The following is a 15,259-nucleotide window of genomic DNA, read 5'->3' as shown; positions in this document are numbered from 1 at the left end:
CGCATGACCGATACATCCCAGGAGCATGGAGTGTCCGCCAGCGAAGGCGATGGACTGCGCCCGCAGCTGGCCGAGCTGGTGGCGCTGCGCCGTCTGGCCCAGCGTCCGCCGCCGCCCCGTCGCGGCCGCGCCGGCAATGCGGGGCAGGCACCGTCGCCGCTGCGCGGGCGCGGCATGGAGTACGCCGAATCGCGCGAGTACGTCGCCGGTGACGATGCCCGTCATATCGACTGGCGCGTGACCGCGCGCACCGGTCGTGCCCATACCAAGCTGTTCCAGGCCGAACGCGAACGGGTCAGTCTGATCGTGGCCGATACCTCACCCGCGCTGTACTTCGGCACCCGCGTGCGTTTCAAGTCGGTGCAGGCCGCGCGTGCCGGTGCAGTCGCCGCCTGGTCGGCGCAGCGCCGCGGCGACCGCATCGGTGCGCTGCGCGGCAGTGACCGCGAAGCGCCGGTAGCGCCAGCCGGCGGACCACGCGGCGTGCTGCGCGTGCTCGACGCGCTGACGCGCTGGTATGCGCAACCTCCGGCCGATGATCTGGGTCTGGAGCGCGCGCTGGACCACGCGGCGCGCGTTCTGCGTCCGGGTGCACGGCTGCTGGTGCTGGCCGACCCGCAGCAGGCCATCCGCATTGCGTCGGCGCGATGGGGAGCGCTGGCCCAGCATCACGACCTCAGCCTGGTGCTGCTGGTCGATCCGCTGGAGCTGCAGCCACCGTCGGCGCCCCTGCAGTTCCTTGCCGCCCAGCAGCGCATCGGACTGGACCTGCGCCGCGGCGACGTGCAGGCGCAGTGGCATGCGCATTTCGTTGAACCGCTGCAGGAGCTGCAGCGCCAGCTGGGGGCACGCCGCATCGATGTGCAGGTACTGAGCAGTGATGCGGCCAGCGATGCCTGGCTGGCGCCGGCGCCTACCGAGGTACCCGCATGAGCGCAGCGCTGCCCCTGCGCGATGTGCAGCTGCCACCGGCACCGTCGTGGTGGCCACCGGCCCCCGGCTATCTGATGATCGGGGCGGTTCTGCTGCTGGCGCTGCTGATCCTCGCCCTGCTGTGGTGGCGTCGCCGTCGGCGTCAGCAGCGCTGGTTGCAGGCGTTTGATCGCGAGCTGGCGGGCGCGACCGATGCCGCCGCTGAGGTGGCGGCCATTGCGGGCCTGCTGCGCCGTGCCGCGCGTCAGGCACGGCCGGGCAGCGAAGCGTTGCATGACCACGCCTGGTGGCAGCGGGTGGATCCGCAGGCGACGTTGCCGGCGGCGCAGCGCGATCTGCTTGCCGAGGGCGCGTACCGGCCGCAGGTGGATGCGGCCGATGTCGCAGTGCTGCGCCGCTGGGCACGCGAACGTTACCTGGCGATGCTGCAGGAGCGGCGCCGATGAGTGCGCTGGCGAGTTACTGGCCCTGGCCGGACCTGCAGTTGGCCTGGCCATTGGCGCTGTTGGCGGTGCCGTTGCCGTTGCTGATGCTGGCCTGGAAGCGCCGTGCCGCCCCCGGCGCTGCGCTGCGCGTGCCCTATGCCGCGACCGAACTGGAGGCCCTGGCCGGAGCAGGCCGTATCGATGCGCGCAGGTGGCGCGCGCTGCTGCTGTGGCTGGGCTGGATCGCCCTGTGCGTGGCGCTGGCGCGGCCGCAGCAGTTGGGCGAGGCGATCACACCGCCGCAGCAGGGGCGCCAGATGATGCTGGCGATGGACGTGTCCGGCAGCATGGGCGAGGCCGACATGGTGCTCGGCGGCCAGGCCGTCGATCGGCTGACCGCCGCCAAGGCCGTGCTGGCCGACTTTCTTGACCGTCGTGCAGGCGATCGCATCGGCCTGCTGATCTTTGGTGATCGGGCCTATACGCTGACCCCGCTCACTGCCGACCTGGCCAGCGTCCGCGACCAGCTGCGCGACAGCGTGGTCGGCCTGGCCGGGCGCGAGACCGCCATCGGCGATGCCATCGGCCTTGCAGTCAAGCGCCTGCGCAGCCAGCCCGAGGGCCAGCGTGTGCTGATCCTGCTCACCGATGGCGTCAGCAATGCAGGCGTGCTGGAACCGCTGCGTGCGGCGGAGGTAGCGCGTGCCGAGGGCGTGCGCATCCACACCGTCGCCTTTGGCGGCGATGGCAGCATGCGCTTTCTCGGCATTCCGATTTCCGCCGACCAGGACCCGGTGGACGAGGCGACGCTCAGGCAGATCGCCCGGATGACCGGCGGCCAGTTCTTCCGCGCCCGCGACACGGCCGAGCTTGCAGGCATCTACGCCGAGCTGGACCGGCTGGAGCCCATCGCGGAGAAGGGGCCGACCCTGCGCCCGCGCGATGAGCGTTATCCCTGGCCGCTGGGCGTGGCGCTGCTGCTCGGTGCGCTTGCATGGGCATGGCCGGAGCGTCGTCGATGATCGCCCTGGCATCCCATCTGCCGGACTGGAACGCGCTGCATTTCCTGCGGCCGGACTGGCTGTGGGCGTTGGCCGCGCTGCCGTTGATCGTGGCCGTAGCGGTGTATCGACAGCGCCGGAGCGATGCATGGCGGCAGGCGGTCGATGCCCATCTGCTGCCCCATCTGCTGGCGTCGGGGCAGCGCCGTCGCATGCGCCTGCCGTGGCCGCAGCTGCTGGGCTGGACGCTGGCGTGCCTGGCCCTGGCCGGGCCCAGCTGGCGACAGCAGGCGCAGCCGATGTTCCAGGCCAGCGCACCGTTGCTGGTGGTGCTGGACCTGTCCAGCCGGATCACCGCCACCGACCTGCCGCCGTCGCGCCTGCTGCAGGCGCGGGCCAAGATCGGCACCTTGCTGCGCGCCCGCGAGGGCGGCCAGGTTGGGCTGATCGTCTATGCGGACGATGCCTATACCGTCGCTCCGTTGACCGAGGATGCCAGCAATGTCGCGCTCTATCTGGACGCGCTGTCGCCGGATGTCATGCCGCGCGATGGCCAGCGTGCCGATCGTGGCATCGATTGGGCGACACGGCTGATGCGGCAGACCGGCGCGCCCCAGGGGCAGATCCTGGTGGTCACCGACCAGGCTGACGATGAGGCCGAACTCGCTGCTTCGCAGGCCCGCAGCCTGGGGCTGCAGGTGTCGGTGCTGGGTCTGGGAACTCCGGGCGGTGCCGCGTACCGCGACAGCAGCGGCCAGATCCGCCAGGCCGCGCTGGACGAAGGCCGCCTGCGCGCCGTGGCGACGGCCGGCGGCGGCCGCTATGTGCGGATCGCCGCCGATGATCGCGACCTGCGCGCGCTGGGTGTGCTCGATGCCCGTGAAGGCACAGCGCTGCAGCGGCCGGGTACCGGTCACCAATGGCGCGACGAAGGCTTCTGGTTGCTGCCGCCGTTGATGCTGCTTGCGCTGCTGGCGTTCCGACGGCGTGCGCTGCTGGCTGCCGTGCTGGCGGTCGGCCTGTTGCCGTGGACGGACGGCGCGCAGGCGCAGGCACAGACGCGGCCGGTGCAGGGCACGCTGTGGAAGCGGGCGGACCAGGTGCAGCATCAGCGTCTGGCCGAAGGCGTACAGGCCTACCGCCAGGGTGACTTCGCACGTGCCCGGCAGCAGTTCGAAGGGCTCGACACCGCGGCCGGCTGGTACAACCTCGGCAATGTGCTGGCCCGCCAGGGCCAGTACGACGATGCCATAGCCGCCTACGATCGCGCACTGGCCCTGCAGCCGGGGATGGCCGACGCGGTGGCCAACCGGGCTGTTGTGGATGCTGCACGCAAGCGCAAGCCGCCGGGTGGCCAGCGGCAGAACCCGGGACAGCAGAATCCGCCCCGGAAGCCGTCCTCGACGCCGCAGGATCAGCAGGGCCAGCCACAGCAGGGCCAGCCGTCGGGGCAGGGACAGCCGCAGGCGCCCTCGCAGCGCCCCCCGCCCTCAGACGCCGGCGCCCAGCCGCAACCGCGGCTCGGTGAGCGTGGTGATCAGGGGCCGCCGTCACCGCCCCAGGCCGAGGACGCCCATGCGCAGGCCGAGGCCGACGCGCAGCAGCGACAGCGCATGCAGCAGGCCATCGAACAGGGGCGCGAGGGCCGGGAGAAGAATGATCCGACCGTGGCGGGCGATGACGGCCGCACGCCGCGCCAGCGTGAGGAACAACAGGCGGTGGACGCCTGGATGCGGCGCGTGCCGGATGATCCGGGCGCGTTGCTGCGTGCCAAGTTCCAGCTGGAAAACGAACGCAGGAAGAGGGAAGGGCGATGAACATGCACGGCCTACGCCGGTGTGCGGCAATGCTGCTGCTGTGGCTGCCATTGATGGCCTGGGCACAGCCGCGGGCATGGCTGGACCGCGATCGCATCGCGATGGGCGATACGGTCACCCTCAACGTGCAGAGTGATGCCGGTGCGCCCGACTTCGCGCCGCTGCGCGGTGACTTCGATCTCAGTGGGCAGACCAGCAGCCGCCAGGTGGAGTGGAGCAACGGCAGCATGCAGCAACGCAGTCTGTATGGCGTGGCACTGACACCGCGACGCAGTGGCGCGCTGACGATCCCGGCCCTGCAGGTGGGTACTGCGCAGACCGCACCGCTGACGTTGCAGGTGGATGCCGCCGCCCCGGTCACCGCTGCCAACGGTGCGGCCATGGCGTTCATCCAGACCGATGTCGACGATGACACGCCCTATGTGCAGCAGAGCGTTGGCGTGGTCGTGCGCCTGTTCTTCGCCTCGCAGCTGGCCTCCGGCGAGCTCATCGTGGATACGCCCGCCGGTGCCTCGCTGCAGCGGGTGGGCGACGACCGTACCGACGTGAGGCAGGTCAATGGACGCCGCTACAACGTGGTCGAGCGCCGCTTCCTGCTGATTCCCGAGCGCAGCGGGACACTGCGCCTGGCCGGCGCGCGCTTCAACGGCCGCAGCGCGGGCGGCTTCTTCGATGACTTCTTCGGAGGGGGCGATGGCCGCATGAACGCCACCGGCGCCGACCGCACGCTGCAGGTGCAGGCACAGCCGATGCAGGCGCCGCAGCCGTGGCTGCCGTTGCAGGGCCTGCAGTTGCGCTATACCAGCGCGCCGAGTACTGCGCGTACCGGCGAGGCCGCCACCATCGTGGTCGAAGCGATCGCCGAAGGTGCCACCCGTGCCCAGTTCACCGACCTTCCGGTTCCGGACCTCGGCACGGCGGCGCAGGTGTTCGCCGAACCGGCGCAGTACGAAGAGACCTTCAATGGCAGCACCCCGCGGTTGAAGATCACCCGTCGTTACTCCGTCGTGCCCCGCCAGCCGGGTCCGCTGCAGGTGCCGGGGCCGAGGGTGTCATGGTGGAACGTGCGCGACGGCAGCGCGCAGCAGGCACGACTGCCGGACCTGGCACTGACGGTCAGCGCCGGTACGGGCACTGCCGCGCCCGCCGCGCCGCCGCCGATCGACACCGATGCAGCGCTGCCCGACGACGACACGCGCATTGCGGCCACCGATCCGATCGCCTCGGGGACGCCGAGCCAGCCCTGGCCCTGGATTGCCGCGGTGATCGGCCTGGCGCTGCTGTGGCTGCTGACCCTGCTGTGGGGCTGGCAGCGCGGACGCGGCGGGCCGTCCATGCGCGGTGCCACTCGCCCGCCGGGGCCGCCGTCCGGGCCGGAAGCCAGCGAAGGACGCGGCAGCGTCGCCGAACTGCGCCGGGTGCTGGACGGCGAGGGCTTCGACCAGGTCGAAGCGCAGCTGTGCGCGATGGCAGGTGTACCGCGGCTGGAGCAGGTCATCGCCAGGCTGGGTGATCCGATCCAGCGCCGAGTGCTGCAGGACCTCCAGCAGGTGCGATGGGGCGGGCAGGGAGAGCCGGCACCGCTGCGTGTGCGGTTGCGCGAGGCCTTCCGTGACGGACCACACTGGTCGGGGACCGCCCGCGGCACCGACACTGGGCTGGCGCCGCTGTATCCGCAGCGCCGAACCTGAACCGGCGCCGCTTGCGCGCTTTGTTAGAGTGCATTCATTTTTCGAGGAAACCTGCGTATGACAGCAGCTGCCGCCGGCAAGAAGACGTTGCCCCTGCACTGGAAGATGGGCATCGGCTTCGCGATCGGCCTGATCCTGGGACTGACCGTGCACGCCCTGGGTGGCAGCGTCGATGGTCTGCAGAGCGGTGCCAAGTGGGTCATGGACTACATCACCACGCCTGCATCGGGACTGTTCCTCAACCTGATCTTCATGCTGATCGTGCCGTTGATCTTCTCGGCGCTGATCATGGGCGTGTCCGAGATGGGCGACATCCGCGCCCTCGGCCGCATCGGCTGGAAGACGCTGGCCTATACCGTGCTGCTGTCCGGCATCGCCGTGGCCATCGGCCTGGTGCTGGTCAACCTGCTCAAGCCCGGCGTCGGCGTCGATCCGCAGACCGCCGCGCTGATGCTCTCGGAGAACGCCGAGCGCAGCAAGGAGATCGTCGCCGGCATCCATGGCACGCCGAAGGGCATGGACATGCTGCTGTCGATCGTGCCGAGCAACGTGCTGCAGGCGGCCTCCGACAACGGCGCCATCCTCTCGCTGATGTTCTTCGCGCTGATGTTCGGCATCGGCATGGTGCTGACCGATGACGAGAAGGTCGCCCCGCTGCGCCGCGCCATCGAAGGCGTGTTCGAAATCTCGATGACCCTGATCAACCTGGTCATCCGCCTGGCACCGTATGCGGTGGCCTGCTTCATGTTCAACCTGGCCGCGCTGTTCGGTTTCGAGCTGATCATCCGCCTGGGCGCCTACGTGGGCGTGGTGGTGCTGGCACTGGGCCTGCACATGGTGGTGACCTACGGCGCCGCCGTGTGGCTGTCGGGCCGTTCGCCGCTGTCGTTCTTCCGCGATACCCAGGAAGCGACGGTGATGGCCTTCTCCACCGCCTCCAGCAACGCCACCCTGCCGACCGCGCTGCGCGTGGCCGACCAGATGGGCCTGCCGCAGCGCGTGTCCCGCTTCGTGCTGACCGTGGGCGCCACCGCCAACCAGAACGGCACGGCGCTGTTCGAGGGCGTGACGGTGATCTTCCTGGCCCAGTTCTTCGGCGTGGACCTGAGCATCGGCCAGCAGATCATGGTGATGGCGGTGTGCATCCTGGGGGGCATCGGTACCGCGGGCGTGCCGTCGGGTTCGCTGCCGGTGGTGGCGATGATCTGCGCCATGGTGGGGGTCAACCCGCTGGGTATCGGCCTGATCCTGGGCGTGAACCATTTCCTGGACATGTGCCGCACGGCGCTGAACGTGACCGGCGATCTGGCGTTGACCACCCTGGTGGCCAAGGGCGAGGGCCACGAAGGCCCGGCGCTGGTTCCCGACCGCGACTGAGTCCTGGCGACCTGATCGGGGTCGGATTCCTTTCCGCACGGAAAGGGCTCCGACCCCTTTTCACATGCGGAATCCGGCGGAGATCACGACGTTGCCGGCCAGCGTCCGCACGACCTGGCAAGTGGAACTGACCCCCACCCGGTGACTATGGGACAATAGGCCGCCCGCACGTCCGCGGCCGCCTCCCGATTCCGACAGAACCATGACGCAGCCTACCCGTCGCCAGTTGGCCAACGCCATCCGCTTCCTTGCCGCCGATGCGGTTGAAACCGCAAAGTCCGGCCACCCCGGCATGCCCATGGGCATGGCCGACATCGCCGAAGTGCTCTGGAACGACTACCTTCGCCACAACCCGAGCAATCCGCACTGGTTCAACCGCGACCGTTTCGTGCTGTCCAACGGCCACGGCTCGATGCTGCAGTACGCGCTGCTGCACCTGAGCGGTTACGACCTGCCGATCGAGCAGCTCAAGCTGTTCCGCCAGCTTGGCAGCCACACCGCCGGTCACCCGGAGCGCCATGAAACCCCCGGCGTGGAAACCACCACCGGCCCGCTGGGCCAGGGTTTCGCCAATGCCGTGGGCTTCGCCCTGGCCGAGAAGCTGCTGGCGCAGCGCTTCAACCGTCCGGAACTGGAAGTGGTCGACCATCGCACCTGGGTGTTCATGGGCGATGGCTGCCTGATGGAAGGCGTCTCGCATGAAGCCGCTTCGCTGGCCGGCACCTGGGGCCTGCACAAGCTGGTCTGCTTCTGGGACAACAACCACATCTCCATTGATGGCAACGTCGAAGGCTGGTTCACCGACAACACGCCGGAGCGTTTCGAGGCCTATGGCTGGAACGTGGTCCGCGATGTCGATGGTCACGACCCGGAGAGCATCAAGGCCGGCATCGAGGCCGCGCTGTCGCAGAGCGACAAGCCGACCCTGATCTGCTGCCGCACCACGATCGGCTTTGGTTCGCCGAACAAGGCCGGCAAGGAATCCAGCCACGGTGCTCCGCTGGGCAAGGACGAGCTGGAAGCCACCCGCAAGCAGCTGGGCTGGGAGTACGGCCCGTTTGAAATCCCGCAGGCCATCTACGATGGCTGGCGCGCCAACGGTGCCGGCACCCTGCGCCAGGCCGAATGGGAACAGCTGTTCGACAAGTATGCGGCCCAGTATCCGGCCGAAGCCGCTGAACTGACCCGTCGTTCGCACGGCGAACTGCCGGCCGACTTCGTTGCCCAGGCCGACGCGTACATCGCCAAGGTCGCGGCTGAAGGCCCGACGATCGCCTCGCGCAAGGCCTCGCAGCTGGCCATCGAGGCCTTCGCGCCGCTGCTGCCGGAAATCGTCGGCGGCTCGGCCGACCTGGCGCACTCCAACCTGACCCTGTGGAAGGGCAGCACCTCGGTCGCCAGCGACGACGCCAACGCCAACTACGTGTACTACGGCGTGCGCGAGTTCGGCATGACCGCGATCGCCAACGGCCTGGCGCTGCATGGCGGCTTCATTCCGTTCGATGCCACCTTCCTGGTGTTCAGCGATTACGCCCGCAACGGCGTTCGCATGAGCGCGCTGATCCCGGCCCATGCCATCCACGTCTACACCCACGATTCGATTGGCCTGGGCGAAGACGGTCCGACCCACCAGCCGGTGGAGCATCTGGCCTCGCTGCGCTACATCCCGAACAACGACGTGTGGCGCCCGTGCGATGCCGTCGAGTCGGCGGTGAGCTGGAAGGCGGCGATCACCCGCCAGGACGGCCCGAGCTGCCTGGTGTTCAGCCGTCAGAACCTGCCGCACCAGCCACGGAGCGCCGAGCAGATCGCGCAGATCGAGCGTGGCGGCTACGTGCTGGCCGACGCCGCCGGTACCCCGGACGTGATCCTGATCGCCACCGGTTCGGAAGTCTCGCTGGCCACGGAAGCGAAAGCCCAGCTGGACGCGGCCGGCCTCAAGACCCGCGTGGTCTCGATGCCGTCCACCGATGTGTTCCTGCGCCAGGATGCGGCATATCGTGAATCGGTGCTGCCGAACGCCGTGCGCAAGCGCGTGGCGGTGGAAGCCGGCGTCACTGGTTTCTGGCGCCAGTTCGTCGGCCTGGACGGTGCGGTGATCGGTATCGACACCTTCGGTGCCTCGGCCCCGGCCGACCAGCTGTACAAGCACTTCGGCATCACCGCCGCGCACGTGGTGGACGCCGCCAAGGCGCTGTAAGCAGCATCGCGATGTGATGCAGGGAAGGCCGGCGCAAGCCGGCCTTTCCTTTTGGGCTGGCGCCGGGCCATGCCCGGCGGATCGGCTGCTCGCCGGGCATGGCCCGGCGCTACCGGCTTCAGGCCGTGCGTGCCAGCGCCAGCCGCAGCAGGCGCGCGTCCAGCCGCTCGTGGAAGTCCTTCGGTGACTGCAGGCCCATGCGCTGCAGGTACACCGCATCGCCATCGCCGGCCGGTTGCCGCAGCGCTGCCCAGACGGTACGCAGCTTGTCGCCGCGGGTCTGCGTGTTGGCCTTCAGCCAGCCCAGCGCCTTCACCAGCACCTGCTCGATCTCATTGAAGTCGCTGCCCAGCGGGTAGTCGGGCAGAGTGCCGTCGGAGCGGAAGGGGGCCAGCGCTGCGGCCAGGGCCTGCGGTGTATTGCGCTGCAGCCGCTGCGGATCGGGCTGCGGTGCGGCCAGCAGCTTGCGTGCGGCCTGTGCCTGCTGCAGCAGGCCCTGCTGGAACGGCGCCTCGGTGATCGCCACCATCGCCTGCACGCAGTCCTCGTCGGTCAACCCGCGCAGGTCGGCGATGCCGTACTCGTCCAGGTAGATATCACGCAGATGGCGGGGAATGGTGGTGTGGCCATAGTTCCAGCGCACGTTCGATTCGCGCTGGCCCTTGTCATCGCGCGCGGCGCGGAACATCAGCACGCTGCGTGCTTCCGGCAGGGCATGGGCCATTGCCACGAAGTTGTACTGGCCGCCGACGCCGGACACCACGCGGCCATCGTCCAGGGCATCGGAGACCGCCGCGCCCAGCGCAGTGGCCATCATGCAGGAATTGAAGAAGCGTGCATGGCGGCGCTGCAGGCGCTCCAGCGTCTCGTTGCCGCCGTAAAGCTGGTTGATCTCACTGATGCGGCGCATGCCGATGGCGCGACGTTCATCCGCCGGCAGCTCGCGCAGCCACTGGTAGAACTCCGGCGAGCCCAGGTAGAACGCGCCATGCAGGTATTCGCCTTCGGCGGCCAGCGTGGCATGGTCGATGGACAGCGTGCTGCCGTTCTCGATGCGCTGCATCAGCGCGAGGTCGTCATGCACCTTGCGCTTGATCACGCCGGTCTGGACCAGCCGCCGGAAGCCTTCGTTGAGCATCTCGCTGCAGCCGTACAGGCCGATCTCGAACGGCTCCAGGCCGCCGATTTCCTGTACCAGCGGATGCCGCGCAAGCTGCGGATCCAGCGCGTGCAGCACGCGCCGGTAGCGCGCGTTGTCGGTATGCCGCAGCACCAGTGCATGGCTGAGTGCATCGGCCAGCGTGCCGATGCCGATCTGCAGCGTGCCGCCATCGCGCACCAGGGTGCTGGCATACAGGCCGATCGCATAGTCGGCGTCGGCGACCGGCTGCCGCGGCAGGCCGAACAGCGCCGGATACGGCGGCGGCGGGGTGATGACCAGATCGAAGAAGGACACATCGACCGTGGCGGTGCCGCCCAGATAAGGCAGCTGCGGATCGATCTCGGCCACCATCAGCGGACGCGGCAGGCCGCGTGCGGCGATTGCATCGAGTGTGTCCTGGGTGATGTCGTTGTTGCAGGACAACGAGAGGCGGCGATCGTCCGGGCGCATCGCCACCTTCTGCACGATCACCTGCGGCGCGCGCTGGGCCACCGCATCTGCGGCATGGGTGTAGTTGAGGCTGGTGTAGCTGGACTGCGCCTGCCGGGAACCGAGCAGGGCGCCGGACTGCATGTAGAACTCCTCCACCTGCACATGGGCGGGCAGTGCGTCACGGGCGATCGCGTCGGCGTAGGCCAGGCGGGGGAAATCCTCGCCGAAATGGCGCTGCGCGAAGGGGCCCAGGAAGCGGGCCTCCAGGCCGCTGCCCCACACCTTCGGCGGATTCAACGACAGCGCAGTGTAGAGCTGGAGGGGGTGCGAGGGATCGTTCTCGACCCGTGCATACAGTGCATTGAGCAACCGGTGTGGCTTGCCCAGCGCCAGCGGTGCTCCGATCCGCAGCGGCCCTTCCACGCGCGCGAACAGCCAATCGACGGCGGCGTCCAGGTCGGTGAGGTGTTCGGTCATCCGGGGCAGTCCTGCGTAAGGGGGTTCCGGCATTACAGCATGTCGGGCTTGAACCGCCGTCGACGCGAGACTTCCGCACCGGCCACCATGAAGCGGCCATCGCCGCGGTAGTGCACGGTGCGCGGCAGTTTCGGCCGTGGCGCGACGTGGGCACGCACGATCTCCCAGATGAAAAGGTTGCTGGTCTCGATCTGGCTGTCGTCGTACAGGCGGCACTCGAAGCACGAATGGCACTGGCCGACCAGCGGCGCGCCGACCTCGCGGGCGGGCAGGGCATCCAGGCCGAAGTGCGCGAACTTGTCGACCTCCCGCCCGCTGCAGTTGCCGATGTCCACTACGGTATCGAGCAGCTCCACGCCCGGCACATTGATCACGCATTCGCCGCTGCCCCGCGCCAGCGCGAAGCTGTGGTTCTCGTTCCACAGATAGGTCGCCACCAGTGATGGCGAGAAGCCCATCACCATGTGCCAGCCCATCGTCATCAGGTTGCGCTGGCCACGCCACGCGGTGCTGACCAGCACGATCGGGCCGGGTTCGAGGAAGCGGCGGGCCTGTTCGACGGGGAAATCCTTCTTGGGCAGCGGTTTCATGCGCACTCCAGGACCGGAAGGGCCGATGCTGGGCCAGAGCGCATGAAGTGCAGGTCGATGGAGGGCTTGACAGCAGTTTTGATTACGTGCGTAATCGAATTGTCGATTACGGGCGTAAACAATGAATCCGATCAGTGAGGCCGAAGCCGTCGTGATGGAAGTGCTGTGGCAGCAGGCGCCCCGCGGTGCCGATGAGGTGGTTGCCGCACTGGCCCATCGGGACTGGGCCGAACCGACCATCAAGACGCTGCTCAACCGCCTGCTGACCAAGGGCGCGATCGCTGCCGAACGCGAAGGCCGCCGCTATCTGTATCGGCCACTGCTGCAGCGCGAAGCTTGGGTCGCGGCTCAGAGCCAGGACTTTCTGGGCAGAGTGTTCGAAGGACGGGTGGCGCCATTGGTTGCCCATTTCAGTGAACGCGGCCAGCTCAGCGCGCAGGACATCGCCGAACTGAAGAAGCTGATCCAGGAGCTGGACCATGAGTGAGGTGCTCGACAGCGTGTGGCGGGCCAGCGTGTGGCTGGCGCTGGCGGTGATCCTCCTGGCGGCGATGCGGCCGCTGCTGCTGCGGCTGGGAGGGCCCTCGCTGGCCTATCGCAGCTGGTGGTTGTTGCCCCTGCTGCTGGCAGGCCTGTTGCTGCCGTTGCCTGCGCTGCCCCTGCTGCAGCATGTGCCGACCCTGCCCCTGAACGTGATGCCTGTCGCGCCGGAGGGCGAGCCCACCCAGGTCATGCGCTGGCCGAAATGGTTGCTGCTGGCCTGGATGCTTGGCGTGGCGATCAGTCTGCTGCGCAGCCTGCGTGCGCAGCAGCGCTTCGAACGTATCCTGGGCCGTCTGCAAGCGCGTGCCGACGGCAGCTGGCAGGCCAGTGCCGATCCCGGTCTGCCGGCCCTGGTCGGCCTGTGGCGGCCGCGCATCGTGGTCGGCCCCGATTTCGACCAGCAGTTCGATGCACGCGAGCAGGGGTTGATCCTGGCACATGAACGCAGCCATCGCCGCAATGGCGATCACTGGGCGAACGGCGCGTTGCTGCTGGTACGCGCAGCGTTCTGGTTCCATCCGCTGATGCCGTGGGCAACACGCAGGTTCCTGCGCGACCAGGAACTGGCCTGCGATGCCCGCACCATTGCCACGCAGCCTGCGCTGCGCGGACTTTACGCCAGTACGCTGCTGAAGGCGCAGCTGGTTCACCCGGTTGCGCCGGCAGTGTGTCACTGGCGCAGCCAACCCGTGTTGAAGGAGCGAATCGCCATGTTGAAGCAGTCCAAGCGGAAGGCATTGCCGTGGGTGTCCGGGCAGGTGCTGGTGGTCGGGGTGTGCGCGGGCCTGGCCACGGTGGCGTGGGCAAGCCAGCTCGGGATGGCCGGCGTGTCGTCGATCGGCGTCGAGCCCGCCGAGTACGCGCAGGCCGATGCCGCTGCGGCCGGCCTGCAGCGTTCTGCGCAGGTCGAGAGGATGGCACCGCCGAAGTATCCGGAGTCTGCGTTCCAGCAGGGCCTGACCGGCGTCGTCACCTTGAAGGTCGAGATCGACGCAGAGGGCAAGCCGACCGACGTACAGGTGCTCAGTGCCACCAATCCCGGTGTGTTCGATGCGGTGTCGATCACGGCCGCCAAGGGCTGGACCTTCCGGCCGGCCCTGAAGGATGGGCGTCCGGTGGCTTCCGCCGTGCGGATTCCACTGACGTTCTCCATGAGTGAGGACGAGAGGGAAGCGGAGCGCGCGCGGTGAGGCAGGCCGCGCTGCTGTTGGCCACGCTGCTGGCCGGCTGTGCCACCCAGGAACGACTCGGCGCGGTTGACACCCGCAGCGAGAGTGTCGGCCATCAGCGGTTGCAGCCCACAGCGGCGGGCGGCAGCGGTCAGGTGCAGGCCTATGCGCTGGCAGCGGGCGAAGGCTATCGGATGCCGCAGCTGTATGCGGCGCCTGATCCGAAGGTGGGCGACCGCGATCCGCGTACCGAACTGGCGCCCACCACCATCTGCCTGCAGGTGGTGGTCGATGCAGAAGGCATGGTAGAGCGCAGCCTGCCGCTGACTGACCGCCCCGAGTGCGCCGCCGGCGCTGCAGCGGAGAACGCGCCGCTGCTGCAGGCGGCGCAGGAGGCGGTGGCGATGTGGAAGTACAGCGCTGCCGCGGTCTGCCACTACCCGGTCGGCAAGGTCCCAGCCGACCGCGGCGACTGCGGGAGCGCCGAGCGCATCGAGCCGGTGCCGGTCAGCCTGCTGTACGCCTTCACCTTCGAGATCGTGAAGGGCCGGCAGACCGTCCGCACGCAGGGAAAATGATCACGCGTGATGCCGGGTAGCGCCGGGCCATGCCCGGCCAGCACGGCGTCGTCGATCAGGCGCCGCCCTGGATGTTGGCCTTCACCGCCGGTTGCATCAGCGCCGGCTCGGCCAGCGTGGCGTCGCGGGCCTGGCGCACGCTGACGAAGTCGGCTTCGGCCACGCCGTCATGCACGTGGATGTTGCGCGCGCGCTGCTCGCCGATGGTGGTCTCGTTGGCGATGTCGCGGCCGCCCGGGCCATAGTCGTGGCAGACGAACACGCGGGTGGACTCGGGCAGCGCCAGCAGGCGCTGGATCGAGCGGTACAGCTGCGCCGCATCGCCGCCGGGGAAATCGCAGCGGGCGGTACCGCCGTCGGGCATGAACAGCGAATCGCCCGTAAACAGTGCGTCGCCGATCAGGTAGGCGATGCTGTCGCTGGTGTGGCCGGGCACGGCGATGACCTGGCCGCGCACTTCGCCCAGCGTGAAGGTCTCGCCGTCGGCGAACAGGTGGTCGAAGATGTCGTCTGCGGCAGGAAGCTGCAGGCCGAACCGCGGCGCAAAGGTCGCCTGCACGGCGCGGATGCCTTCACCGATGGCCAGCGTGGCGTGAGGGAAACGCTGCTTGAGCCGCCGCCCGGCCGACACATGGTCGGCGTGGGCGTGGGTCTCCAGCAGCCACCTCAGCCGCAGCCCCTGCTGCTCGATCGCGTGCAGTGCCGGCTGGACCGGCGACTCGCTGCTGGCATCGGTGTCCGGGTCGTAGTCCAGGACCGGATCGATCAGCGCAGCCTCGCCGCTGGCCGGGTCGCTGACCAGGTAGCTGAAGGTATTGCTGTCACGATGGAAGAACGACTGGACCTGGACCGGCATCGGCAACC

At 68.8% G+C, this 15,259-nt stretch carries 13 protein-coding genes; 10 read left to right on the top strand and 3 right to left on the bottom strand.

The genetic code is table 11. The features are described 5' to 3' along the window. The first annotated feature begins 3 nt into the window (after window positions 1–3). The 7 genes from ACX9OW_RS11325 to tkt all read left to right on the top strand — a co-directional run bounded on the left by ACX9OW_RS11325 (window position 4) and on the right by tkt (window position 9,444). Complete coding sequence (locus ACX9OW_RS11325) at window positions 4–933, top strand: DUF58 domain-containing protein (RefSeq protein ID WP_459062278.1); 930 nt, start codon at window positions 4–6, stop codon at window positions 931–933. Continuing rightward, on the top strand, window positions 930–1,379 hold the full coding sequence (locus ACX9OW_RS11320; protein WP_065175744.1) for a DUF4381 family protein: 450 nt from the start codon (window positions 930–932) through the stop codon (window positions 1,377–1,379). The genes ACX9OW_RS11325 and ACX9OW_RS11320 overlap by 4 nt, the downstream gene beginning before the upstream one ends. Next, complete coding sequence (locus ACX9OW_RS11315; protein WP_065175745.1) at window positions 1,376–2,380, top strand: vWA domain-containing protein; 1,005 nt, start codon at window positions 1,376–1,378, stop codon at window positions 2,378–2,380. The genes ACX9OW_RS11320 and ACX9OW_RS11315 overlap by 4 nt, the downstream gene beginning before the upstream one ends. Beyond that, a complete protein-coding gene (locus ACX9OW_RS11310; RefSeq protein WP_459062277.1) occupies window positions 2,377–4,176 on the top strand; it encodes a tetratricopeptide repeat protein in 1,800 nt (599 codons plus the stop codon). The genes ACX9OW_RS11315 and ACX9OW_RS11310 overlap by 4 nt, the downstream gene beginning before the upstream one ends. Next, window positions 4,173–5,867 carry a BatD family protein gene (locus tag ACX9OW_RS11305; RefSeq protein WP_459062276.1) on the top strand — a complete coding sequence of 565 codons (1,695 nt, stop codon included), beginning with the start codon at window positions 4,173–4,175 and terminating at the stop codon, window positions 5,865–5,867. Before ACX9OW_RS11310 ends, ACX9OW_RS11305 begins: the two co-directional genes overlap by 4 nt. Window positions 5,868–5,924: 57 nt before the next feature. Further along, window positions 5,925–7,244, top strand: a complete 1,320-nt coding sequence (locus ACX9OW_RS11300; protein ID WP_459062275.1) for a dicarboxylate/amino acid:cation symporter — start codon at window positions 5,925–5,927, stop codon at window positions 7,242–7,244. 202 nt (window positions 7,245–7,446) lie between these two features. Then, entirely contained in the window at window positions 7,447–9,444 is a 1,998-nt protein-coding gene (gene tkt / locus ACX9OW_RS11295) for a transketolase (protein WP_053518470.1), read from the top strand. 118 nt (window positions 9,445–9,562) lie between these two features. Here tkt and ACX9OW_RS11290 read toward each other — a convergent pair whose 3' ends face one another. Then, window positions 9,563–11,515, bottom strand: coding sequence for an acetyl-CoA hydrolase/transferase C-terminal domain-containing protein (locus ACX9OW_RS11290; protein ID WP_277381050.1), 1,953 nt, complete (start codon window positions 11,513–11,515; stop codon window positions 9,563–9,565). 32 nt (window positions 11,516–11,547) lie between these two features. Further along, a complete protein-coding gene (locus tag ACX9OW_RS11285) occupies window positions 11,548–12,105 on the bottom strand; it encodes a flavin reductase family protein (RefSeq protein ID WP_053518474.1) in 558 nt (185 codons plus the stop codon). Between the two features lie 121 nt (window positions 12,106–12,226). On the opposite strand from ACX9OW_RS11285, the gene ACX9OW_RS11280 reads away from it, so the two are divergent. From ACX9OW_RS11280 to ACX9OW_RS11270, 3 genes are read left to right on the top strand one after another with little or no spacing between them, the layout of a single operon-like run. Beyond that, window positions 12,227–12,592, top strand: coding sequence for a BlaI/MecI/CopY family transcriptional regulator (locus ACX9OW_RS11280; protein WP_065181668.1), 366 nt, complete (start codon window positions 12,227–12,229; stop codon window positions 12,590–12,592). Next, entirely contained in the window at window positions 12,585–13,838 is a 1,254-nt protein-coding gene (locus ACX9OW_RS11275; protein WP_459062274.1) for a M56 family metallopeptidase, read from the top strand. The genes ACX9OW_RS11280 and ACX9OW_RS11275 overlap by 8 nt, the downstream gene beginning before the upstream one ends. Continuing rightward, window positions 13,835–14,395, top strand: coding sequence for a hypothetical protein (locus ACX9OW_RS11270; protein ID WP_053518479.1), 561 nt, complete (start codon window positions 13,835–13,837; stop codon window positions 14,393–14,395). Before ACX9OW_RS11275 ends, ACX9OW_RS11270 begins: the two co-directional genes overlap by 4 nt. Before the next feature lie 55 nt (window positions 14,396–14,450). Here ACX9OW_RS11270 and ACX9OW_RS11265 read toward each other — a convergent pair whose 3' ends face one another. Next, window positions 14,451–15,251: an MBL fold metallo-hydrolase gene (locus tag ACX9OW_RS11265; protein ID WP_053518482.1), complete on the bottom strand. Its 801-nt coding sequence runs from the start codon at window positions 15,249–15,251 to the stop codon at window positions 14,451–14,453. Window positions 15,252–15,259 lie beyond the last annotated feature (8 nt).

The sequence above is a fragment of the Stenotrophomonas genospecies 5 genome (assembly GCF_054473825.1).
This window is presented reverse-complemented; position numbering and strand designations above follow the sequence as displayed.

Coding starts and splice junctions, on each gene's coding strand:
- ACX9OW_RS11325 (WP_459062278.1), top strand. CDS start 4: ATGACCGATACATCCCAGGAGCATGGAGTGTCCGCCAGCGAAGGCGAT.
- ACX9OW_RS11320 (WP_065175744.1), top strand. CDS start 930: ATGAGCGCAGCGCTGCCCCTGCGCGATGTGCAGCTGCCACCGGCACCG.
- ACX9OW_RS11315 (WP_065175745.1), top strand. CDS start 1,376: ATGAGTGCGCTGGCGAGTTACTGGCCCTGGCCGGACCTGCAGTTGGCC.
- ACX9OW_RS11310 (WP_459062277.1), top strand. CDS start 2,377: ATGATCGCCCTGGCATCCCATCTGCCGGACTGGAACGCGCTGCATTTC.
- ACX9OW_RS11305 (WP_459062276.1), top strand. CDS start 4,173: ATGAACATGCACGGCCTACGCCGGTGTGCGGCAATGCTGCTGCTGTGG.
- ACX9OW_RS11300 (WP_459062275.1), top strand. CDS start 5,925: ATGACAGCAGCTGCCGCCGGCAAGAAGACGTTGCCCCTGCACTGGAAG.
- tkt (WP_053518470.1), top strand. CDS start 7,447: ATGACGCAGCCTACCCGTCGCCAGTTGGCCAACGCCATCCGCTTCCTT.
- ACX9OW_RS11290 (WP_277381050.1), bottom strand. CDS start 11,515: ATGACCGAACACCTCACCGACCTGGACGCCGCCGTCGATTGGCTGTTC.
- ACX9OW_RS11285 (WP_053518474.1), bottom strand. CDS start 12,105: ATGAAACCGCTGCCCAAGAAGGATTTCCCCGTCGAACAGGCCCGCCGC.
- ACX9OW_RS11280 (WP_065181668.1), top strand. CDS start 12,227: ATGAATCCGATCAGTGAGGCCGAAGCCGTCGTGATGGAAGTGCTGTGG.
- ACX9OW_RS11275 (WP_459062274.1), top strand. CDS start 12,585: ATGAGTGAGGTGCTCGACAGCGTGTGGCGGGCCAGCGTGTGGCTGGCG.
- ACX9OW_RS11265 (WP_053518482.1), bottom strand. CDS start 15,251: ATGCCGGTCCAGGTCCAGTCGTTCTTCCATCGTGACAGCAATACCTTC.